Source organism: Streptomyces sp. PH9007, from assembly GCF_059813725.1.
The window spans coordinates 6,233,691-6,256,644 of the sequence record NZ_CM187440.1 but is presented as its reverse complement, the minus strand read 5'-3'; the positions used below and the strand labels follow the sequence as shown (position 1 = coordinate 6,256,644).

Below are 22,954 nucleotides of genomic sequence, written 5' to 3'. Positions count from 1 at the left end.
GGGACGGACCATGACGACTCACCACACACGTACCGCGGGGCGGCTGCTGCCGCTGTCCACCGACCCCGAGCGGCTGGGCCCGTGGCGGTTGCTGGCCCGGCTCGGCGCGGGCGGCATGGGCACGGTCTATCTGGCCCGCTCGCCCCAGGGGCGCACGGCCGCGCTGAAGGCCGTCCACCCGGCGCACGCCGCGCGGCCACAGGCGCGGGAGCGGTTCCGCTCCGAGGTACGGGCGATGCGTGATCTCCAGGGATCGGCGCCGGGTTCGCGCCGTTTCGCCGCGGTGATCGACGCGGACACCGAAAGTGAGCGGCCCTGGCTGGCCACCGCGTACGTACCGGCTCCCACGCTGCGGGAAGCGGTGGAACGGCATGGCCGGTGGCCGCTCCCGGCGGTGCGGATCCTGGGCGCTGAGCTGGCCGACGCACTCCTGACCGTTCACCGGGCCGGTCTCGTGCACCGGGACATCAAGCCGTCCAATGTGCTCGCCGCGCTGGACGGACCCCGGCTCATCGATTTCGGTATCTCCGCGTTCGCCGGCGAACAGCGGCACACCGATACCGGGCAGGCGCTGGGTTCCCCCGGGTACCTGGCGCCGGAACAGGCCGAGGGCGGGCCCGCGACCCCGGCCGGCGATGTCTTCGCCCTGGCGGGGGTGCTCGTCTTCGCCGCGACGGGCAGCGGGCCCTTCGGGGAGGGCCGGCCGGAGGAACTGATCTTCCGGGCCCGGCACGAGGCCCCCCGTCTCGACGGCATCGACGACGACGCCGTACGGTCCCTGCTGGCACGGTGCCTGGCCCCGGCCGCCGAAGGCCGACCCACCGCCGGCGAGCTGGGGCGGGAACTGTCCGGCGGGCCGGGCGCCATGACGTTCGCCGACTGCCTGCCGCCGCCCGTCCTGACGGACATCAGGCTGCGGGCCACTCATGACGCGCTCCTGCCCCGGCCGTTGCGGGTGGAGGAGAACGCGACGGTCGTCCCGGACGGGGGCGGCGGCCCGTCACGGCGTTCCGTGCTGCTGGGGGCCGCCGGTGTCCTGGGAGTCTCGGCGGGGAGCACGGCCGTCGCGTACGCCGCCGGGCGGCTCACCCGGGGTACCGGAGAAACGGCGGCGGGCGCCGGTCCCGGTGCCCCGTCCCCCTCGCCCTCCTCCGCCGACAGCAAGTGGGCCGCTCCCGCGCCGCTGTGGACCCACCGGGGGCGGTTGGACACCTGGGGACGGCCGGTGCCGGCCGACGGCACGCTGGTCACCGCCCCCGGCATCTTCAGCAGGGAGATGTACGGGCTGGCCACCGACGACGGCTCGGTGCGGTGGACGGTGACGGATGTCGGCGGTGACCAGCCGGTGGTCACCCCCGACGGGGAGACCGTCATCGTGCAGCGGCTGCCCGGGGCCGGAGGAGGGCTCGGGCTGGTCGACGCGCGGACGGGGAGCACCCGGGTGTCGACCGGTCTGGATATCAACACGTTCTTCATGAACCGGACACCGGTCGTCGCGGTCTCCGGGCGCACGGTCTGTGTCGTGGGGCACGACCCGGACGCCGCGGACAAGGACGAGGCCCGGCTGCGTCCGCAGCCGGTGGTGGCCTACGACCTCGACAGCGATTCCGTGCTGTGGCGGGCCGAGGTACCGATGATCAGCGAGGGATGGGTGGAAGGCGTCGCGGCCGGCGGCCACTTCATCCTGCTGGGCTGGGACCGGGTGCACGCCTTCGCCGTGTCCGACGGCCGTCTCGGGTGGGAACGCGACCTGGGCGCGGGCCTGGTGGACCACATGGCCGGCGGGGACCGGTTCTACAGTGAGCCGCCGGACCGCAGGATCACGGCCCTGCCCGACGACAGTGTGCTGATCGCGGGCCGGGGGCTGCTCCACCTCGACGCCGCGACCGGTGACTCCCGCTGGTCGCTGGTCCCGGACGAGGACCCCGACCTGGCGGAGGCCGCCGAGCGGTACGGGTATGCGGACCGGGCGCGGTACGGGACTCCGTGTGTGGTGGGCGAAACCGCCTACCTCAACCAGATGGGCGCGGTTCACGCCATCGACCTGACCACGTACGGCACCAGCTGGACCTGGGTACCTGAATCCGACCGGGAGCGGATGGAGCCGCCGCCCGCGGGGCCGGTGTCCGCGGGGGGTCTGGTCTTCCCGACGATCTCCGGCGCTCTCACCCTGGTCGCGCTCGACGGGGAGACGGGCGAGCTCCGCTGGCAGTTGATGGAGAGTGACGGGTACTCCTCCGAGGTGAGCGCCGTGGTGACGGAGGATCGCCTCTACGTCCATGTCGGGGACACCATCCGGGCGTTGCCGTTGTAGGCGCAGGGCCTCGGGGCCTCGCGCGCGGCCGGTGACGGCCGGGGGGTGAGGGGGCGAGGGAGGGGGCCGCGAAGGGCGCGCGGCCGGCCCCTCCCCCGCTCCGTCCGCCCCTTTTCCCGACAGGCGTGCGACCTGCGGTGCGGGCGCGGGCGGCGCTGTCAGTGGCGGGAGCTAGGTTTCCGGCATGGATGACACGGAGATGGCCACGGCCCTGGCCGGGTGCGTCAGTTGCCCGTACCCGGGTACGTGGCAGGGCTCCCCCTTCGCGGAGCGTACGGTCGGCGGCGTGCGCTACGGCGTGGTCGCGCTCGATCCGGGGCTGAGCGCGCTGGGCGTACGGCGGTCCGACGGTTCGCTGTGGGGCCTGCCGGAGGAGGGCGTGCCCCATCTGGTCAACTCCGGCGTGGAGGCGTTCGTCGCCTTCACCCGGGCCTACGAGGAGGCCGCTGCCGAGGCCGACGCGTACGAGGGCCCCGACGAAGACGGCGAGGAGGGGGAGGAGTTGGCCGAGCAGGCCGCTGACGCCCTCACCGACGCGCTGCTGGAACGGTTCGCGGCACTGGACGCGGCGGCGGTCGCCGACGAGAATTCCTTCTGGTGTGTCGCCGCCGAGGAGTTGGGCTACGGCATGGGTGGCTGAGCGTGCGCTCGGCAGCGGCGCGGACGGCGGTCCGTGTCGGGCAGTGCGCTGTGATGGCCGTGATCCGGGGGAGGTTCTCGGGATCGCTCGGGCGGTCCGGCCCGCTCCTCGACCGCTTGCCCCCACCGCGCACCGGGAAGATGCCGCCGCACCGTCCCGGGCCGCCGCGCTCCGCCGTCGACACCGCGGGCGGCTGTCCGCCGTCCGTGGGTGAGGAACCCTGTGACCTTCCTGTTGTGGCTCGGCGCCCTCGGGTGCTGGCTGTTCGTCGTCACCTTTCTCGTCGACGGCTGGACCCGTCCCGGGTACCGGCCCGTGCGGCATGCGGTGAGCGCGCTGGCGCTGGGTGACCGGGGCTGGATCCAGAACGCCAACTTCATCGTCTGCGGCGTGACCGTCACAGCGGGCGCGGTGGCACTCGCGGGGGCCGTCGACAGCGTTCTGCTCGCCCTGGTCATCGCCCTGTTCGGGGTGGCGCTGGTGGCGTCCGGGATCTATCCCATGGACGCGATGCGCGGATATCCCCCCGGTACGGCGGAGGGAACCCCCGACCACACGTCAACGGCACACCAGCGGCACGACTGGGCCGGCGCGGCGGTCTTCGGGCTGCTGCCCCTCGCCGTGATCATCGCCGTGTTCGTCCTGCCGGGTGCCGGGTGGAAGGGGTACTCGGTCCTCACGGCGCTGGTCGTCCTGGTCGGAGCGGGTCTGTTCGGGCAGGCGTGGGAGGACGATCACCCCCGCACCGGTCTCGTGCAACGCGTCGTCATCGTCACCGGCTGGCTCTGGCTGGGACTCCTCTTCGCCCACGCGGCCTGACCGGCGCGGCCTGTGGGGGGCAGGCGTTGTCATGCCTCCATGCGACATGGCGGGTCATGACCCCGAAGGTCTGCCTTTCGGCCATCTCGGCCGGGCCGCCGCGCCCTTGTCCCGCAAGGGAGCAGCCGGACGTCGCCCTCCGATGTCCGGGGCGGCGCGGACAGCGAGTCCGACTCAAACACAGGCGTTCGAAAGTCGGGGCATGTCGTTGAGCCTCACGACCGACGAACGGGAGGCTGATGTGACCTCGGCAAGGACAGCGAAGAATCCTGAAGGAGAACCCTCCGCCCCGGCCACCGCCGTACCCGCGGCGCACGCGGGCACGGTGCCGGAGGAGGAGTTTCTGTACCGGGACGAGTCCCGGCTCCGGGCGGGCGCTCAACTGACCACCGGCACGATGGCGCGGCGCCTTCCCGCGCTGGTGCTGCGGTCCTTGAGGATGGCGTGGGAGGTGGACCGGGTGGCCGCGGCCGGGCTGCTGGTCTGTCAGGTGGGCACGGGGGTGCTGGCGGCGATGGGGCTGCTGGCGGTGACCGGGACGATCACCGCGCTGATCTCCTCGGGGGACATCACCGACCGACTGTGGGAGGCGGCGCCCCAGTTGGCGGTGATCGCCACGGCGGCGGGGCTGCGCGCGCTGCTGGGTGTCGCGGTCACCTGGCTGACCGGGCGCCTGCGGCCGGTGCTCGCCCGGGCCGCGGAGCTGACCATGATCGAGGCCGCCCTCGGCGCCGAGTTCGCGGCGAACAACCGGCCCGGTTACAACGACGCCTACGACATCGCCGACCGGGGCGCCCAGGTCACCCCCGACCTGATCGAGGAGGCCCAGGACGTCCTGGCCTCCACGGCGACGCTCGCCGCCGGTGCGGCCGTCCTGACCATCCTCCACCCCGTGCTCCTGCCCCTTCTGCTGCTGGCCTGCCTGCCCCAGGCCGCCGCGTACGTACGGGCCGCGCGCGTGCTGTACCTGGCAGGTCTGGAGACCTCCGGCCGGCGCCGGATGCTGGCCAAGCTGCGCTGGCACATGGCCTACATGGAATCGAGCGAGGAGATGCGTGCTTGTCTGGCCGGGCCCTTCCTCACCGGCCGCTACCGGCGGCTCGCCGCCTCCGTCAACGCCTCCGAGCGCCGTGCCGCCGACACCGGTGCGTGGATGAGGCTGGGCGGTGCGGCGGCCGGCGGCGTCGCTTCGGCCACCGTGTGGGGAGCGTTGCTGTGGCTGCTGTCGACGGGCCGGATGGACCTGGCGTCCGGGGGCGGCGCGGTCCTCGCTCTCCAGACGGCGACGGGTTCGGTGCGTGGCGTCATCCAGGGCGGGGCACGGCTGGTGCGCACCGGCTGGTACGTGCAGGACTGGCAGCGTTTTCTGGACAACGCCCACGGCCAGGCGATGACCGCTTCCCGTGGCACAGCCGTCCTGCCTGCGGCTCCGGAGCGGTTCGAGGTGCGCGATGTCACCTACCGGTACGACGGTGCGTCCCGGGACAGCCTTCGCGGCGTGTCCCTCCAGGTACGCAAGGGCGAGATTGTCGCACTGGTGGGGGAGAACGGATCCGGCAAGAGCACGCTCTCCCGGCTGGTGTGCGGTCTGCTGCTGCCGACGTCGGGAACCGTCGCGTGGGACCGCACCGCCACCACCGCGCTGGATCCGTGGGAGGCGTGGAAGCACGTGGCGCTGGTGCCGCAGCGGTTCACCTGCCTGCCGCTGAGCATGCGGGACAACGTCACCTTCGGTCAGGGTGACGCGAGCGACGCCGCCGTGCTCGCGGCGTGCGAGGCGTCCGGCGCGGACGGCATGCTCCCCCAGCTGCGGTCCGGGCTGGACACGCTGCTGACCTCCGAGTGGTTCGGCGGGCAGCAGTTGTCCGGCGGGCAGTGGCAGCGCATCGTCCTCACCCGGGCCTTCTATCGCCGGACGTCGCTGCTGGTGATGGACGAGCCGACCGCCGCGCTCGACGCCCGTGCCGAGCACCGCGTCTTCACCGGGTTGCGGGAGCTGGCCAAGGACAGGGGGGTGCTGCTCATCACCCACCGGCTGGCCAACGTGGCCGTCGCGGACCGGATCGTCGTCCTGGACGAGGGTCGCGTCGTTCAGGAGGGAACGTACGACCGGCTCACCCGGGAACCCGGCCTCTTCCAGTCGCTGTGGAAGCTGCAACAGCGCACCAGTGACTAGGGGTTGGCCCGCTCGGCGGCGAGTGGCCGGGGTGGCCCACCCGGGCGCACCCGCGGGGCGCGTCAGCGCCGCTGCTCGGTGACACGGTGGCGGACGGGTCTCCCCGTCCGCCACCTGGCCCGGGGCGATCATGAGCCGAAACCGGAGCCGGGGCCGGGGCGTCGCCGTTCACGGTGCGGCGCCCCGCCGTGCGCAGTCGCTCGCGAGGCCGGTCAGGAAGTCCGAGGGGCCGTCTTCCGCTCCCGCGCGTCCGACCACCACGCCAGGCCCGAAGGCACCAGGGACAGCAGGAAGGCGACCAGCGCCACGATCCAGGTCCAGGCGGCGACCTCCGTAGTCTGCACGGCGCGCCACTGCACCCAGCACAGCGGCAGCAGGGCGACACCGAGGAGAGCGTTCGTCATCAGCAGCGCCCTGGCCAGTTGGCGGGCGGAAGCGGCGGTGGCCGGGCGGCCACTCGTCGTGGCCGCTGCCCGTGCCCACTGGTCCCGCGGTGCGGGCAGCGCGTCGAGCGGCGTGCTGCGTACGACAGCGGCCGCGCAGCCGGCCATGACCGCGGTCAGCCCCGCGTAGAGGAACACCGGCAGGAAGACGCTGCCCACGCTCTTGTCGGACCACGCGTCCACGCCGCCCGGTCCGACGTGCTGCGGGACCCGGTCGGGTATCTCCGGGTAGCGCAGCAGCCCCCACGCCAGCATGCCGCCGAGCAGCAGCAGACTGGGCGCCAGCCACCACCACGTTCCCCCTCGCCGCCCCGTGTCGGCCCTCATGGGTGTCCCCTCCCGTGTCCTTGTCCGCCGCTCGTTCCCGCCCCACGGTAATGCGGCGCCTTCAGGGCGGTCAGGTCTCGGGGGTGCGGGCGGGGGTGGGACGTGGCCCCGCGCCGGTGCCGTGGGCCGGCGGGTACGCACGCCGTTCACGACCGCTCGCGCCCCGCACCTCGGGCATGTTCGCCCGGGTGCGGGGTGCGAGGGAGGAGGGCCCGGCGGCTCATGTCCCGTGGGTCACTCCAGCGTGCACCGGGCGTCGGCGGGCGGGGAGGTGAGGTTGATGAGGTAGTCGGCGACGATGTCGTCGACGCACGCGTTGCCCGCGATCAGGGCCACGCCGTGCTGCTCGCCCTCGACGGTGAGCAGGCTGCCGCCCAGCGCTTCGGCCAGGCGGGTGCCGCCCTCGTACGGGGTCACCGGGTCGCCGGTGACGGTGACCGTCAGGGTGTCGGGCAGCCCCTCGACCTCGATGGCGTAGGGGTAGCCGAGGGTCGGCTCGACGGGCCACGCCTCACACATGTTCCGCGTCTCGGCGACCGGCAGGCCTGGGTCGAGGAAGGGGGCGGCGGCGAGGGTCGCTCGCAGGAGCGCCGTCTCCTGTTCGGCGGTGTGCCGGTCCTCGTCCAGGCAGTTGATGGCCTGGGTGGCTTCGATGGAGTTGCTGTAGCTGCCATCGGCGTCCCGCTCGTAATAGCCGTCGTAGAGCCCTATCAGGGTGTCACCGCGCCCGTCCCCGATCTCACGGATTCCCTCGATGATGTCGGGCCAGCGCGACTTCGCGTACAGCCCGGCGATCACCCCGTCGATCGCGTGGGTGAAGCCGAGTTCGCGTCCGTCGCCGGCCGGGACCGGGTTCTCGATCAGCGGGCGGACGATGTCCTGGAACCGTTCGGTCACCGTCTCGGGGTCGGAACCCAGCGGGCAGTCCGCCTCTTCCGTGCAGGAGGCACCCATCATCTCGAACGAGCGCTGCAGGCCGGCGAACTGCGATGCACGCCGTTCCGCGGTGTTCGCGTAGGGGTCCATCGCCCCGTCGAGGACCAGCGCCCTGACGTTCTCGGGGAACATCTCGGCGTAGACGGCCCCCAGCCGCGAGCCGTAGCTCGTGCCGAGGAAGCTCAGCTGGTCGTCCCCCAGCACCGCGCGCAGGACGTCCATGTCGCGCGCGGCGTCCCGGGTGCCCACGTGGGCGAGGACCTGTTCTCCCCCGGAGCGTTCGGCGCACTGCTCCATCCACTGCCGCACGTCCTGGGCCGTCCAGCCGCCCAGAAGGAGCTTCTCCGACATCGCGAGGTCATCACGTTCGGCGTCGGTGTAGCAGTCCAGGGCGGGCTGCGACGCGCCGACGCCGCGCGGGTCGAAACCGATCAGGTCGAACCGCTCCGCCACGGGGCTCTCGGGGTTCAGCAGGGCGATCAGCGCGGCAAAGTTCATTCCCGGGAATCCGGGGCCGCCCGGGTTGGTCAGCAGGGATCCGACCGGCTCCCCCTTCGCCGGCGACCGCAGCAGCGCGATCGACACGGTCTCGCCGTCCGGGTCGTCGTAGTCCAGCGGTGCCTCCATCCGGGCGCACTCGAACTGCTCGTCCGCGAACAGTTCCTCGTCGCTGGGCTTGGTCGCGTACGGTTCGCACGGTTCGAAGGCCAGATCCTGCTCGTAGAAGTGCCCCAGCGGGTCCGAGGACCCGGTCGGGGACCCCTGCGGGGGATCGTCCGGGCTCGCCGACGTACAGGCTCCGAGCACTCCCACCAACAGCAGTGACGCGCCGAGCGCCGCCGTTCGGTGGATGGGGGGACGGGTACGCATGTTCCTCCTCGCGGACGCCACGGTGTGGCGGCCGGACAGTGGGCTCCTCGCCCTCGGCGGCGTGACCGGACGGGTCGGGGTACGGCCGGCGCCCGGAGGCGGATCCCCCGCTCGTCCGCCGGCCCCGCTCATGTCCGGTGCCGCCGGGGCGCGTTCGGTGTCGGTGATCTCCATGATCCGCGGGTACGGGGGTCGCGGTGAGTGCGCTCCGTCATCGGTCCGGGTGACGGACGTCATGAGGAGCGGTGACACATGCCATGCACCGCTCACCGGCGAGGCAGGGGCCGGCCGCCCTGCGGCCGGAGGACGTGGCCGTGGCCGTGGCCGTCCGCGCGGAACGCCGTGCGGCGGCTCAGGCGTAGCAGCTCAGGGGCTTGCCGCCGTTGTAGGTGATCATGTCGTTGAGGGCGGCGGCCTGGTCGATCCGGGCGCCCGGGGCGGCGCCGTTCACTTCCGCGTAGGCGCGGTGCAGGTTTCCGACGAGGCGTTCGGGGTCGAGGAGTTCCCGGAACGCCCCGAGGTCGGTCTCCCGTGCGGCGTCCAGCGGGGTGAGGCCCGCCTCGTGGCCGCGGCGGGCGAGGTCCTGGACGAAGTGCAGGTAGGCGCCGACCCGCTCGATGACCTCCGGACCGCAGACCGGGCCGTGCCCGGGCACGATCGTCTCCGGATTCAGAGCCCGCAGGGTCTCCACCGCGCGCAGGGCGCCGCTGATCGATCCCTGGAGGAGGAAGGGGGTGCCGCCGTTGAACAGCAGATCACCGCTGAACAGCAGTCGGCGCTCGGGGATCCACAGCACGGAGTCGTTGGTCGTGTGGGCCGGGGTGCCGATGTAGCGGACCTGGCAGGGGAGATCGTCGACGTAGACGGTGACCTCGTCGCGGAAGGTGAGGAACGGCGGTTCGAGTTCGATGTCCCCCCAGTCGACCTCCGTCCAGTACGGAGCCGATCGCGGTTTCCCCCACTCCAGCAGGGACCGCCGGACCCCGTCGTGGGCGACGATGGTGGAGCCCCCGAACAGGTAGTTGCCGAAGGTGTGGTCGCCGTGGTGGTGGGTGTTGATCAGCGTGCGGACGGGCCGGTCGGTGATCGCGCCGATCGCCGCGAGGTAGGCGCGGGTGCGGGACTCCGTGGAACAGGCGTCGACACTGACCACGCCCCTGCGGCCCACCAGGAAACCGGTGTTGTTGATCCACCAGGAACCGTCCGGCTGGACATAGGCGTAGATGTTCTCGCTCACCTCCTGGACGTGTGCCGCCCCGATCGCGGTCTGTGGGTGCGGATGCGCCGAACTCACCGGGCGACACCGCCCGAGGTCACCGGTACCAGCACGCTGATCACCTTCCTGGTGGGTTGTTCCTGCGCTGTCGGGTCCGCGCCACGGGGTGACCCCGGTTGCGCGGACCGGGGGAAGCCTGTCCACCGGCGCCCCCTGTTCATGCGTCGCCCCCGGGTGGTCCGGCACGGGGTGGCACGCCCCCGTGCCCCCGCGCCCCCGCCTCCGTGCCACGGGCCGTCCGGCGGTCAGCGGACCCCATCGGCCCTCTGGCGGCCGGGCCATTCCGCCCGCACACTGTCAATCCATACGCCTGGTACACCACCGCGCGACAGTACGGGGGATCCGATGGACGAAGAACTCGCCTCGCTCGCCGCGTCGGCGGCCACCTCGGTCGTCGATTCACTGGCCACGGACGCCTGGGAAGGAGTGCGCGACGACGTGGTGCGGCTGTGGACCCGGCACGACCCGGCGGCGGCCGGCACACCCGGGTCCGAACTGGACGCGGCACGCGCGCTGCTGCTGAACACGGGCCGGCGGGAGGCGCGGCCACAGCTCGTGGCCGACTGGGAGGAACGGTTCCGGGGCCTGCTGCGGGCCGAACCCGCCGCGGCCGAGGCCCTGTCCCGTCTGGTCTCCGAGATCGTCGCCGGGGCCGGGGCCGGGGGCGACGCCCCCGCAGCGGCGCGGGAGACCACGGTGACCCGTACCGAGATGCGCGCCGAGGCGAGCGGCAGAGCCCAGATCTACCAGGCCGGGAACAACATCACGACCCAGCGGTAGGCCCGGGTGGCCCCCGGCGCGGAACCACCGGAACCGCACGTCGAGTTGCGTGCCTGGGCGAGCGGCCACGGCGCCGTCAACCAGGCGGGCCGCGATCTCGTCATCGTGTACGGAGGGATGACCCGGCACGTTCACGAGCATTTCCACGCGGGCGCGGAGGCGGACGAACGGACCCTGACCCCGTCGTCCGTCGACACCTGCCCCTATCCCGGGCTGCGTCCCTTCGACGTGGGCGACGCCGGATGGTTCTTCGGCCGCGAGACACTGGTCAGCCGGCTGATCGGCGATCTGGAGCTCTCCCTCGCCGACGGGCGCCCGCTGGCGGTCGTCGCACCGTCCGGCGCCGGAAAGTCCTCGCTCCTGCGCGCCGGTCTGCTGGACGCCCTGAGGCGCGGTCAGCTTCCCGGATCGCGTTCCTGGCCGCATCTGCTGCTGACCCCCACCGACGACCCGCTCGCCGCGCTCACCTCGGGTTTCTCCCGGCTCACCGGGACCGGGGAGGCTCAGCTGCGGGCGGCCCTGGACGCCGGCCCCGGCGCTCTCCGGGAACTCCTGCGGGAACGGCTGGCCCTCCCCGCGGGCGGCCGGCTGGTGCTGGTCGTCGACCAGTTGGAGGAGCTGTTCACCCTCGGCCGGGGCGAGGACGCCCGGCGCCGGTTCATCGACGCCATCGCCGGGCTGACCGGCGGCGAGGATCCGGTGGCCGTGGCCGTGTACGGCCTGCGGGCGGACGCCTACGGGCCCTGTGCGGCCTTTCCCCACCTGCGGGAGGCCCTGACCCACCGCCAGGTCATCGTCGGTCCGATGTCGGAGGACGAGGTGCGCCGCGCCATGACCAGGCCCGCCGAGCGCGGCGGTCTGGTGCTGGCGCCCGGCCTGGTCGATGTCATCCTGCGCGACCTGCGCGGCAGCGCCCCCCGGGACGACGGCGCCTACGAGACGGGGCGGCTGCCGCTGCTCGCCCACGCCCTGCGCGCCACCTGGCAGCAGCGCCGGGACGACACCCTGACGGTGGGCAGCTACCGCGACACGGGCGGCATCGGCGGGGCGGTCCAGGCCACCGCCGAGGCGGAGTTCGCCCGACTGGACCCCGGCGCGCGCCGGACGGCGCGTCAGCTCTTGCTCGGCCTGGTGCGGATCGGTGAGAACGGCGAGGTGTCCCGTCGCCGCCGCACCCGGACCGATCTGCTGCTGGCGACCTCGGCGCCGGGCTCCGTTCCCGCCATTGTCGACAGATTCACCGGCGCCCGCCTGTTCACCCAGGGTGTGCTGCGCGGCGAGGGCACCGTGGAGGTCACGCACGAGGCGCTGCTGTGGGCGTGGCCCAGGCTGCGCGGCTGGATCGCGGAGGCCGGCAGCGGCGCGCTGATGCGGCAGGAGCTGGAGGACGCCGCGCTCGGCTGGGAACGCGGCGGGCGCCGGGACGCGGGCGTTCTGTTCCGCGGCGCCCGCCTGGAGGCGGCGGAGTCCTGGGCGCGGCAGGCCGGCCCCGAGCACAGCAGTCCCGTGGTCCTGGAGTTCCTCGGTGTCTCACGGCGGCAGGCGCGCCGGAACCGAAGGCTGCGCGACGGGGCGGTGTCCGTGACCACGGTGCTGGCCCTGATCGCGACGGGGCTGGCCGTGTTCGCCTTCGACCAGCGCGGTGAGAGCCTGCGGCAGCGCGATGAGGCGATCTTCAACCGGGTCAGTGCCGAGGCGGACCGCCGCCGTGACGGCGATCCGGCCCTGGCGGCGCAGCTCGACCTGGTCGCGGACACGATGCGCTCCACGGCGCAGACCAGGACCCGGCTCATGGAATCGGCGGGTGCCGTGCTTCCGGCATCGGTGCCGGAGCAGAACGGCATCGTGCACTCCGTGGCGTTCGGCGCCGACGGCACCCTGGCCACCGGCTCCGACACCGTGCGGCTGTGGGACACCGCACGGCCGCCGGACCTGTCCGAGCTGGCCTCCGTGGAGGGCTCCGGGAGGGGGGCCCGGGTCTCGGCGTCCTACGACGTCGAGGGCGAGCTGCTGGCCGTGGGAACGGGCGACGGCCAGTTGCGGATCCTGGACGCGTCGGACGCCGGTCACCCCGTGCCGCTGTCGGAGTGGGTCGCGGTGGCGGAGGGCCCCGTGTCCAATCCCCGGTTCAGTCCGGACGGCCGGACCCTCGCCTTCGCCAGTACCACCTACACCGACGGGGCCACCACGGCGGTCGTGCGGTTGTGGGACGTGACCGACCCCGGCCGGCCACGCCCGCTGAGCACCGCGCTGTCCTCCCCGGGGCAGAGCGTCGCGTCCGTGGCCTTCAATCCGGCGGGTACGGTGCTGGCCGTGGGCGGCGGAACGGCGCCCGGAAGCGACCAGGCACACCTGCTGCGGCTGTGGGACGTGACCGACCCGTCGGACCCCGTCGGTCTGGGCGGCGATCTCGGCGGCCACTCGGCGGTCGTCAACCAGGTGGTCTTCAGCCCGCTGACCGATCTGCTGGCCAGCGCGGGCAGTGACAACAGAGTGCTGCTGTGGGACGTGTCGCAGCCGCGCGCACCACAACTCGTCCAGCAGCTCTTCCTCAACAGCGTGGCCTCGTCCGTCGCGTTCAGCCCGGACGCGCGGCTGCTGGCCACCGGGGAGAACTCGGGCAGCGTCCATCTGTGGAACGTCGGAGCCCCCGCGTCGGCCCGCGTCATCGGCCCGCCGCTGCGCGGCCACACCACCACCGTCACCGGCCTGGCCTTCGCGCCCGGCGGCCGGATGCTGGCCAGTGGCAGCGGGGACGGCGCCGCCCTGGTGTGGCGGCTTCCGCCGTCGATGGCCGTCGTGGAGTCCGGGGCCGCGGTCTCGGCCCTGTCCGTCAGCGGGGACGGGGAACTCCTGGCGGTGGCCTCGGGTTCGCTGGTCTCGCTGTGGGACGTCTCGGACCCCGCCCGGCTGGCCCGAATCGGCGCCCTGCCGCTCCTGCCCTCCGCCGTGAACGCCCTGGCCTTCCGGGAGGCGGGCGACGGCCCGGAGCTGCTGGCCACCGGCGGTGACTCCGGTGAGGTCCAGCTGTGGGACGTTTCCGAGCCGGGCCGGCCGCGCGAGCGGGCACGGCCGGCTCAGGTCACGTACGAGGCGGTGCACGGTCTGGTCTTCGACGCGTCGGGGCACACCCTGGTCGCCACCACGATGATGCTGCAGGGCGGGTACCGGGGCGGGGTGTACGCGTGGGACGTCAGCGATCCGGACCGGCCCGGGGTACTGGACATCGACCCGTCCGACCAGCGGGCGCTGCCCGTCAAGGGGCTGGCCGCCGCCCCCGACGGTGGCCATGTCTACACCGGCGAGTACTACGCCCCGGGGTCGCTCGGTGTGTGGCGGACCGGACAGGGCGAGGTCCCCTCCCCCACGGGCCGCACGAACACCGGACAGATCATCGTGTCGCTGGCGGCCGACCCGCGGGGCGACCTCGTCGCCACCGGCACCGGCGAGAGCGAGGTGTGGCTGTGGGACGTGTCCCGGCCCTCCTCCCCCGGGTCCCCCAGCGGTCCGCTGAACGCCGGGGGGATCGCGTCCAGTGTGGGCTTCTCGCCGGACGGCGGGCTGCTCGCGGCCGGGAACAGTGTCGGGCAGATCCGGCTGTGGGACACCTCCGACCCCTCCCGTCCGGTGCCCTGGGGTCTGCCGGTGGGCGGCCACGGGAACGATGTGGTGGCACTGCGGTTCGCTCCGGTGGAGGGGACGCTGTTCACCGGCGGCCGGGACGGCACGGTGCGCGTGTGGCAGACCGATCCGGCCGAGGCCCGTGCGGTGCTGTGCTCCGTGACCGGTTCCGCCATGACACCCGAGCGCTGGGACACCTATGTGTCCCCCGACCTGCCCTACGACCCGCCCTGCGCCTCCTGAGAGCGTTCGCCCTCCGGGAGCGAACACGGCACCGCGCCGCCGGGGTTGTGCGGTGCGGTGCCGTACGGCCGCGGGGGTTCAGCCCGCGGCGCGGATCGAGTCGCCGAGTTCGCCGAGGAAGGATTCGGCGGCCTCCCTCGGTGAGGTCTCGCCGAAGATGACCTGCTGGTAGTAGCGCGTGAGGATCACCTCGATGTCGCTGGCTCCGTTGGGGGTGATGGGCGGTGTGTCGCCGACTTCGCCGGACATGGCCTCGGTGAAGGCGAGCGCTTCCTGTCCGCCGGCGTCCAGTGTGGGCTGCACGGCTTCACGGAAGGCCGGGTTCCCCGGCTCGCCGCGGTCGAGGCCGAAGAGTTCGGCGACGCGGACGTCGTTGGTCAGGAAGTCGATCAGCAGGGCGGCTTCGGCGGGGTGGGAGGAGGTGGACGCGCCGGCCCAGTACATGGAGGGCTTGAGGTACTGGAAGCCCTCGGGGGTCTGCGGGTCCGCGGGCCAGTTCACCAGGGTGAAGTCGAAGTCCGGGGCCGCCGCCCGGTACGAGGAGAACTGACCGGCCGGGATGAAGGCCATGGCGGTCTCTCCCGTGACCAGGGACGTCTGGTCGAGGGGCAGGCCGACCTTCTCGCTGATCCGGGCGACGCTGGGAGCGGCCCCGCTGTCGATGAGGTCCAGGACCCGTTGCCAGTACCCGGCCAGTACGTCCGTGGGCAGGGCGAGTTGACCGTCGGAGTCGAACAGCTGCGCGCCGTGCTGGCGGGCCCAGACGGTGAGGGTGAAGGCGTCGACGCCGAAGGGGCTGACGCCGTTCACCTCTCCCCCGGATGCCCGGCCGAGTGCGACGGAAGCCTCTTCGAGGTCCTCCCACGTCCAGGTGTCGGTGTCCGGCAGGTCGACGCCGTACCGCTCGAAGAGGGTGGTGTTGATGGCGACACCGTTGGTGGTGGCGCCGGTGGGGACGGCGTACAGGGTGTCGCCGACCCGGCCGGAGTCCAGGACGGCGGCGGGCAGGGCGGACGGGTCGAGGATGTTGTCGACGGTCGACAGGTCGAGCAGGGCGCCGCGTTCGGCGTAGGAGGAGAGGTAGAGCTGGTCGAACTGGACGACGTCGGCCATGTCCCCGGCGGCGGTCGCGGTCGCCATCCGGTCCCAGTAGCCGTTCCAGTCGGAGTAGACGGCGTCGACGGTGATGTTGGGGTGGTCCGCCTCGAAGAGTTCGATGGCTTCCATGGTCGCCTGGGTGCGGGCACCGGCTCCCCACCAGGCGAAGCTGATGGTGACGTCCTTCTCGCTCAGCTCGGGGTGCAGCACCGGATCGGCTCCCACCCCGCAGGCGGCGACGGCGAGCAGCGCGGTGCCGGCCGCCAGAGCGGCCTTGGCCCGGCGGGTGCGGTGCGGGGTGCGGTGGGGCATCGTGATCGGTCTCCTCATCGCTATTTCCCGCCGGTGGTGGCGATGCCGCGCAGCAGGAATCGCTGGCCGAACAGGAACACCAGGAACACCGGTATGAGGGAGACGACGCTCATCGCGAACATGGCGCCGAAATCGGACTGGGTCTGGGCGTCGATGAACGACCGCAGAGCCACGGGAACGGTGTAGAGGTCGGGTTTGGTGACGAAGATCAACTGGGTGAAGAAGTCGTTCCACGTCCAGATGAAGGTGAAGATCGCCGTGGTGGCCAGCGCCGGGACCATCAGCGGCAGCATGATCTGCCCGTAGATCCGTGCGTGACCGGCACCGTCGATACGGGCCGCCTCATCCAGCTCCCGGGGAATACCACGGATGAACTGCACCATCAGGAAAATGAAGAACGCGTCGGTGGCCAGGAGTTTCGGCACGATCAGCGGCAGATACGTATTGATCCAGCCCAACTGCGCGTACACCACGTACTGCGGGATGATCAGCACGTGGATCGGCAGCATGATCGTCACCAGCATGGCCATGAACGCCCATCGCCGCCACCGGAACTGGAGGCGGGCGAACGCGTAGGCGGCCATGGAACAGGACACCAGGTTCCCGATGACCGAACCGAGCACCACGAGAAACGAGTTCAGCAGATAGGTGCTGAACGGATATGCCAGGGCGTTCCACCCGTTCGGATAGTGGTCCAGGTCGAAGGTGTCGACGAACAGCCCGGAGCTGGTGAAGATGTCGGCGTTCGGACGCAGCGAACTGGCCACCATCCACAGCAGCGGATACAGCATCAGCAGCGCGACAATGATCAGCCCGGTGTGCTTGAGAACACTCCCGACACGACGGCGGATCCGGCGTCCCCGGTGCGGGGCGGGCAGGGCTTCGGGCGCGGGGCGCGGGCGGGTGGCGGGCTTCTGTGAGGTATCAGTCATTGTAGAAAACCCAATACTTGGACGCCCAGAAGTTCACCGCGGTGAACGCTCCGATGATCAGCAGAAGCAGCCACGCCAGCGCCGAGGCATATCCCATCCGGAAACTGGTGAAACCCTCCTGGTAGAGGTAGAGCGAGAAGAACAGCGTCGAGTCACTGGGCCCGCCCGTCCCGCCCGAGACGATGAACGCCTGGGTGAAGGACTGGAAACTCCCGATCAGCCCGAGCACCAGGTTGAAGAAAATGATCGGGCTGAGCAGCGGCAGCGTGATCGAGAACAACTGCCGCCGCCTGGACGCCCCGTCGGTGGCCGCCGCCTCGTACAGCTCACGCGGAATCTGCCGCAGCCCCGCCAGGAAAATCACCATCGGCGCGCCGAACGTCCACACATGCAGAATGATCAGCGTGCCCAGCGCGGTGTCCGGATCGGACACCCAGCCCGGACCCTCGATACCGAACAGCGCCAGGAAGGCGTTCACCAGGCCCTGCGCCCCGAACACCAGCCGCCACAGCACGGCGATGGCGACGCTGGCACCCAGCAGCGAGGGCAGGTAGAGGACGGAGCGGTAGAGCGGCAGGCCGCGTACACCACGGTCCAGCAGCAGCGCCAGGGCGAGCGCCACCATCAGTTGCAGCGGCACCGAGACCAGCACGTACACGAACGTGACCTGCAAGGACTGCGCGAGACGTTCGTCGGACAGCATCCGGCGGATGTTGTCCAGGCCGGTGAACTGCGGGTCCTGCAGCAGGTTGTAGTCGGTGAACGCCAGATACAGCGAGGCGATCATCGGGCCGATGGTGATGCCGAGCAGCCCCAGCACCCACGGCGCCAGGAAGAGCGCTGCCGCCTTGTTGTCGCGGTTCTGCTCTCTTCGTTCCCCGTCGCCCGCCCGTTTGCCGCGTGACTTGCTGAGCGTACGGAACTCGCCCAGCGCGCTCATCCGGAGCGTCCCTCGCGTTGTGGTGTCGGATCCACCTGCTCCTCCTCGCGTGCGTGGGTCGGGGCCGTGGCACCGGAAGACGGCGCGGGTGTCCCTCGCGCGCCGTCCCTCGGGGGCTGGTCCTCCCCGCGTCCCGTGCCGGGAGGTGCTGCCGTGCGGCGTGTGTTCCGGCGGGCCGTCCCAGGGCTCCGACCGGCTTCGCGGCGGTGTCCACCGCCCGTGTGCCGTCCCGTTTCTCACGGCCTGACAGGTCGCTGTGGGCCGCACCGGGCGTGTGCCCTCCCAGGGGTCGCCTGGGGAGGGGCAGCGCGATCCGGCCGGCGTGTAAGCGCTTGCCGCGAGATGTTAGGAGCGCGGATATCGGTAACACAAGACTGTTGGGGCATCTCTTTCGCGAAAAGGCCGCGCCGCTGCCGGGTGGACACACCGTGTTCCCACCCGCCCCACCTGGGGGCAGACTCGGGGCGTCCGGGAACGGTTCGGGAGAAGTGGGGGCGCAATGCCCGGGGAGCTGAACGCGGGCGCCGGGGAGCGCGGGAGACGGCCGGCGACGATCTACGACGTCGCGCGACTGGCCGGGGTCTCCCACATGACGGTGTCGCGCTATCTGCGCGGAACGGCCGGGGTCGGGGCGGAATCGGGCCGCAAGGTCGCGCGGGCGGTGGCGCTGCTGGACTACCGGCCCAACCGGATGGCGCGGATCATGCGTACCCGCAGGTCGGACCGGATCGCCGTGATCCTGCCCGACGCGACCGGGATGATGCCGACCCGGCTGCTCACCGGAGCCGCCCGTGCCGCGCACGAGGCGGGGTACCTGCTCGACCTGGTCGCCCTGGAGGGGGATGCCGCGGCCCGGGCGGAGCGCATCCACACGCTCCTGCGGCCCGAGTACGTCGCGGGGATCGTGGCCTTCACCCCCCTGCACGCGTGGACGGGGGACCGCGCGCCGACCGAGGTCGCCGTGCCGGTGGTGGTCGACGGGGAGTACGACGACAACATGCGCGCGCAGGGGGTGCTCGCGGACGCCACACCGGCGGCCGGCATCGTCCGCCACCTGGCCGGTCTCGGGCACCGTCGCTTCCTCCACGTCGCCGGACCCCAGGCCTGGGCGTCGGCGCGCAACCGGCGGGCGGTGTACGAGGCCACCGTCGCCGAACTGGGCCTGGAGTCCTACGGGGTGGCCCCGGGCGACTGGGGGGCGGAGGCGGGCCGGCGGGCGGCCGGGTGGCTGCCGGGGTCCGGGGTGACGGCGGTGTTCGCGGCGAACGACCGGACCGCCTTCGGGGTGGTCCAGGGGCTGCGCGAGCTGGGCATCGATGTGCCGGGGCAGGTCAGCGTCTTCGGGTGGGACGACGACGAGATCGGCCGCTGCCTCGTCCCCGCGCTGTCGACGGTCAGCGTCGACCGGGAGCGGCAGGGAGGCGATGCGGTGCGGCGGCTGCTGGCGCTGCTGAACGGGGAGGAGCCGGCCGCCCCGCCGGAGGCCGGTGCGCTGAACCGCCTGGTGCTGCGCGCTTCGACGGGCCCGGCACCGGAGCGCGCCGTGTGATCCGGCCCGGCGCGGGGAGGGTGCGCGCACCGGGCGGGGCGGGCGGGCGTGGCCCCGGTGCGACCGTCTCGCCCACGGCCCCGCGGGGGCGCCCGGCCGGCCAGCGGGTCAGCGGGGTGGCCGGGTCAGGCGCGGGATCCGGCGCCCATGCTGCTCTCGCGCACCAGCAGGCGGTGTGGCACCACCCGCTCCCGGGGCGGCGTGGTGGCGCTGTGGGTGTTGTCCCGTTCGGCGATCCGGACCATGAGCAGTTCCAGGGCGACGCGCGCCACGGCGTGTTTGTCGGGCGCCACGGTGGTCAGGGACGGCACACTGAACCGCCCCGCCTCCACGTCGTCGAAGCCCACCACCGCGACGTCCTCGGGCACCCGCAGCCCCCGGTCGTGGAGCTCCCGCACGGCGCCGAGCGCCAGTTGGTCGTTGAGGCACAGCAGCCCGTCCGGCGTCTCCCCGGCGTCCAGCAGCCGGCGTACCGCCAGCGCGCCGTCCAGGGCCCGGAAGTTCTCGACCCGCAGCAGCACCGCCGGGTCCCAGGGCAGGCCCGCGGCCTCCAGCGCCGCCCGGTGGCCGGCGCTGCGCACCTCGGCGGTGCCCGGTTCCGTGCCCTCCCGGCCGCCGATCACCCAGAGGCGGCGCCGGCCGAGTTCCAGCAGGTGAGCGGTCGCCTCGCGGGCGGCCCGTTCGTTGTCGATGGCGACGTGATCGGCCTGCCCGGGCCGTACCCGCTCGCCGAGCAGTACGGTCGGCGGGGCGCCGGGGCGGTCGCGCAGATCCGTGCCGGTGAGGGTCAGCGGGCTGAGGATCAGGCCGTCGGCGAAGTCGGATCCGAACCCCTCCAGGGCGGCCAGCTCCCGGCGCCGGTCCTCGCGGGTCTGGTGCACCAGGACCGTCATCGCGTTCCGTTCGGCCTCGGTGATGATCAGCGTGGCGAGGTCCGCGAAGTAGGGGATGTCGAGTTCGGGGACGACCAGCGCGATGATGCCCGTCCTGCCCCGGCGCAGATGCCGGCCGGCGAGGTTCACGCGGTAGCCCAGCTCGTCGATGGCCTCCCGCACCGCGGTGCGGGTCCGTTCCGAGACATGCGCGTAGTCGTTGATCACATTGGAGACGGTCTTCTCCGAGACGCCCGCGCGTCGCGCCACGTCCTTGATCCTGGGTCGCGCCACCCCGTACCTCCTGAGCCGGTCACCGATCGTACGGGCCGTACGGCGGGCCCGACCACCGGTTATCACCATCCGTGGGCGGCCCGGCGACGGAAAGCCATCCTGTCACTTCTCTTTACAGCCGTTGTACATCGATGTAAAAACTCCGGAACAACCCAGCGTCGGGTCCGAGAGGTGTGAGATGACCGGTGCACATCCCAGGCGCCGCGACCGGTTCACGGTGGACCGGCGGCGGTTTCTGCGGCTCTCCCTGACCGCCTCCGGAGCGGCGCTCGACCCCGGTCTGCTCGCCGGCTGCGGCGCCCGTGCCCCCGGCGGCGACGGCGTGGGCCTGAAGATCTGGGACCTGTTCTCCGGCGGCGACGGCCTGCTGATGGACGAGATGATGGACACCGTGCGCGGCGGGCCCCAGGGCTTCAGCCTGGACCGCACCATCCTGGAGTGGGGACCGTCGTACTACACCAAGCTGGCCATGGCCGCCGCGGGCGGCCGGGCGCCGGATGTCGCGGTGCTCCATCTGTCGCGGATGCCGGGGTACGCGCCCGGCGGACTGCTCGACCCCTTCGACATGGAGCTGCTGGCCGAGTTCGGCGTCAGCCGTGAGGACTTCCCGCCGGCCCTGTGGGAACGGGCCCAGTGGGAGGGCACGCTGTACGCCGTCCCCCTGGACACCCACCCGTTCATCGTCTTCTACGACCTGGACGTGGCCGAACGGGCGGGCGTGCTGGACGGTGCGGGCCAGCTGATCCAGCCCGGTTCGCCCGGGGCGATGCTGGAGACCAGCGCGGCTCTCGCCGAGGCGCAGGGCGGGGCCGGGCTGCTGTTCGGCCATGTGACCGACCCCGCCCAGAACTGGCGGATCTTCAACGCCCTGTACGCGCAGACCGGCGCGACCTTCGGCCTGCCCGAGTCGGGGCCCGCCATCGACACCGACGCGGCGGTGCGCGTCGTCTCCTTCCTCCAGGAACTCTTCGACGGCCGCACCAACCCCAACCATCTGGACTACTTCGGTGCCCTCGCGTCCTTCATCGAGGGCCGCGGCGCCATGATCGCCGTCGGCGAGTGGGAGCTGCCCACCCTGCGCAGCACCGGCATCCGGCTGGGCGCCGCGCCGTTCGTCAACGTCTTCGGCGAACCCGCCGTCGCCACCGACTCGCACAGCTACGTACTCCCCCGGCAGGAGAACCCCGACCCGGCGCGGCGCCGCGAGGCGCACCGCTATGTGGCGGCCATGCTCCGGCAGAGCCTCACCTGGGCCGGGGCCGGCCACATACCCGCCTATCAGCCGGTCCTGGCGGAACCCGGGTACGCCGACCTGGATCCGCAGTCCTCCTACACCGAGGCGGGCGACCTGGCCGTGCTGGACCCGCCCGCCTGGTTCGCCGGCTCCGGGTCGCTGTTCCAGGACCGGATGTCGCAGGCCATTCAGCCCGCGCTGCTGGGCAACGCGTCGGCTGAGGCGGCGGTGGAGCGGATGGTCCGCGAGTGCGCGGACCTCCTCGACCAGCCGAACCCCGTCCGGTGACCCGGCCCACGGGGAGAGAGGGAGCGCGCCCGATGAGCATCAAGGCTTCCCCGGAGACCGTCGCCGCGCGCGACGGCGGTGACGGCGGCGTTCCGGGGCCGGCGCCCGACGCGGGCCGTTCCGGAGTGCGGCGGCGCCGGAACGGAGGCGGGTGGTTCGTCCTGCCGTTCGCCCTGTGCTTCGGGCTGTTCATGCTGTGGCCGATCGTGCACGGCATCGCGATGAGCTTCACCGACGAGTCGCTCACCCTCGCCGGGACCTCGTTCGTCGGTTTCGACAACTACGCGGAGGCCTTCGGCGACGCGGCGGTGTGGAACGCCCTGGGCAACACGCTGTTCTTCACGCTGATCACCACCGTGCCCCTGGTGCTGATCGCGCTGGCGATGGCCCTGCTGGTGCACACCGGTCTGGCGGGCCAGTGGCTGTGGCGGCTGGCGTTCTTCGCCCCGTACCTGCTGCCGGTCGCCGTGGTGACGCTGATCTGGCAGTGGGTGTACCAGCCCGATCTGGGCCTGGCCAACCAGCTGCTGCAAGCCCTGGGCTTCGGCCCGGTGGGCTGGCTCTCCGACGAGGCGGTCGCCATGTGGGCGATCGCGCTGCTCACCGTCTGGTGGACCGTCGGCTTCAACTTCCTGCTCTATCTCGCGGCGCTCCAGTCGCTGCCGGACACGCTCTTCGAGGCGGCGGCCCTGGACGGCGCCGGAGCGTGGCGGCGGCTGTGGTCCATCACCCTGCCCCAGCTGCGGCGCACCACGGTGCTGGTCGGCATGCTCCAGGTGCTCGCCTCGCTCAAGGTGTTCGACCAGATCTACATCCTCACCAAGGGCGGGCCCAGCGACAGCACCCGCCCCATCCTGGAGTACATCTACGACGTCGGGTTCACCGGCTACCGGCTGGGTTACGCCTCCGCCATCTCCTATCTCTTCTTCGCCCTGATCATCGTCATCTCCATCGCCCAGCTGCGGTTCTTCCCGCGTCAGGAGGGCTGAC

Annotated in this window: 16 protein-coding genes; 9 read left to right on the top strand and 7 right to left on the bottom strand. The window is 72.3% G+C overall.

All coding sequences use genetic code 11. The features are described from left to right. Positions 1–10 precede the first annotated feature (10 nt). The 4 genes from ACTFAP_RS28530 to ACTFAP_RS28515 all read left to right on the top strand — a co-directional run bounded on the left by ACTFAP_RS28530 (position 11) and on the right by ACTFAP_RS28515 (position 5,949). The gene (locus ACTFAP_RS28530; RefSeq protein ID WP_500467820.1) at positions 11–2,314 is read left to right on the top strand and encodes a protein kinase domain-containing protein; all 2,304 of its coding nucleotides are present in this window, start codon (positions 11–13) and stop codon (positions 2,312–2,314) included. Between the two features lie 184 nt (positions 2,315–2,498). Then, positions 2,499–2,954, top strand: a complete 456-nt coding sequence (locus ACTFAP_RS28525) for an SUKH-4 family immunity protein (protein WP_500467819.1) — start codon at positions 2,499–2,501, stop codon at positions 2,952–2,954. A 222-nt stretch (positions 2,955–3,176) separates the two neighbouring features. After that, positions 3,177–3,773 (top strand): DUF998 domain-containing protein, encoded by a 597-nt coding sequence (locus tag ACTFAP_RS28520; RefSeq protein ID WP_495682972.1) that lies wholly within the window; start codon positions 3,177–3,179, stop codon positions 3,771–3,773. Positions 3,774–3,975: 202 nt separating this feature from the next. Continuing rightward, entirely contained in the window at positions 3,976–5,949 is a 1,974-nt protein-coding gene (locus ACTFAP_RS28515; protein ID WP_500467818.1) for an ATP-binding cassette domain-containing protein, read from the top strand. A gap of 212 nt (positions 5,950–6,161) precedes the next feature. On the opposite strand, the gene ACTFAP_RS28510 is transcribed toward ACTFAP_RS28515, so the two are convergent. The 3 genes from ACTFAP_RS28510 to ACTFAP_RS28500 form a co-directional block, all read right to left on the bottom strand. After that, positions 6,162–6,719 (bottom strand): DUF1648 domain-containing protein, encoded by a 558-nt coding sequence (locus ACTFAP_RS28510; protein ID WP_500467817.1) that lies wholly within the window; start codon positions 6,717–6,719, stop codon positions 6,162–6,164. A 234-nt stretch (positions 6,720–6,953) separates the two neighbouring features. Then, positions 6,954–8,525, bottom strand: a complete 1,572-nt coding sequence (locus ACTFAP_RS28505; protein ID WP_500467816.1) for an alpha/beta hydrolase — start codon at positions 8,523–8,525, stop codon at positions 6,954–6,956. Positions 8,526–8,877: 352 nt separating this feature from the next. Next, on the bottom strand, positions 8,878–9,819 hold the full coding sequence (locus ACTFAP_RS28500) for an MBL fold metallo-hydrolase (RefSeq protein WP_390124459.1): 942 nt from the start codon (positions 9,817–9,819) through the stop codon (positions 8,878–8,880). Positions 9,820–10,146: 327 nt separating this feature from the next. Between ACTFAP_RS28500 and ACTFAP_RS28495 the strand changes: the two genes are divergently transcribed. Beyond that, entirely contained in the window at positions 10,147–10,581 is a 435-nt protein-coding gene (locus ACTFAP_RS28495) for a hypothetical protein (protein ID WP_390124457.1), read from the top strand. A 6-nt stretch (positions 10,582–10,587) separates the two neighbouring features. Beyond that, positions 10,588–14,445 carry an nSTAND1 domain-containing NTPase gene (locus ACTFAP_RS28490; RefSeq protein WP_500467815.1) on the top strand — a complete coding sequence of 1,286 codons (3,858 nt, stop codon included), beginning with the start codon at positions 10,588–10,590 and terminating at the stop codon, positions 14,443–14,445. 78 nt (positions 14,446–14,523) lie between these two features. Here the strand turns inward: ACTFAP_RS28490 and ACTFAP_RS28485 are convergent, their stop codons facing one another. Genes ACTFAP_RS28485 through ACTFAP_RS28475 form a run of 3 tightly spaced genes read right to left on the bottom strand, consistent with a single transcriptional unit; the run spans position 14,524 to position 17,727 of the window. Further along, complete coding sequence (locus tag ACTFAP_RS28485; RefSeq protein ID WP_495682967.1) at positions 14,524–15,855, bottom strand: extracellular solute-binding protein; 1,332 nt, start codon at positions 15,853–15,855, stop codon at positions 14,524–14,526. Positions 15,856–15,875: 20 nt separating this feature from the next. Beyond that, a complete protein-coding gene (locus ACTFAP_RS28480; protein ID WP_495682966.1) occupies positions 15,876–16,787 on the bottom strand; it encodes an ABC transporter permease subunit in 912 nt (303 codons plus the stop codon). Beyond that, positions 16,780–17,727, bottom strand: a complete 948-nt coding sequence (locus ACTFAP_RS28475) for an ABC transporter permease subunit (RefSeq protein ID WP_495682965.1) — start codon at positions 17,725–17,727, stop codon at positions 16,780–16,782. The genes ACTFAP_RS28480 and ACTFAP_RS28475 overlap by 8 nt, the downstream gene beginning before the upstream one ends. Before the next feature lie 499 nt (positions 17,728–18,226). Here ACTFAP_RS28475 and ACTFAP_RS28470 point away from each other — a divergent pair, with 499 nt between their 5' ends. Next, positions 18,227–19,276 (top strand): LacI family DNA-binding transcriptional regulator, encoded by a 1,050-nt coding sequence (locus tag ACTFAP_RS28470; RefSeq protein ID WP_500467814.1) that lies wholly within the window; start codon positions 18,227–18,229, stop codon positions 19,274–19,276. A gap of 125 nt (positions 19,277–19,401) precedes the next feature. On the opposite strand, the gene ACTFAP_RS28465 is transcribed toward ACTFAP_RS28470, so the two are convergent. Continuing rightward, a complete protein-coding gene (locus tag ACTFAP_RS28465; RefSeq protein ID WP_500467813.1) occupies positions 19,402–20,442 on the bottom strand; it encodes a LacI family DNA-binding transcriptional regulator in 1,041 nt (346 codons plus the stop codon). 178 nt (positions 20,443–20,620) lie between these two features. Here ACTFAP_RS28465 and ACTFAP_RS28460 point away from each other — a divergent pair, with 178 nt between their 5' ends. Both ACTFAP_RS28460 and ACTFAP_RS28455 read left to right on the top strand, forming a co-directional pair. After that, positions 20,621–21,964 carry an extracellular solute-binding protein gene (locus tag ACTFAP_RS28460; RefSeq protein ID WP_500467812.1) on the top strand — a complete coding sequence of 448 codons (1,344 nt, stop codon included), beginning with the start codon at positions 20,621–20,623 and terminating at the stop codon, positions 21,962–21,964. Positions 21,965–21,996: 32 nt separating this feature from the next. Further along, on the top strand, positions 21,997–22,953 hold the full coding sequence (locus ACTFAP_RS28455; protein ID WP_500467811.1) for a carbohydrate ABC transporter permease: 957 nt from the start codon (positions 21,997–21,999) through the stop codon (positions 22,951–22,953). The last annotated feature ends 1 nt before the right edge of the window (position 22,954 follow it).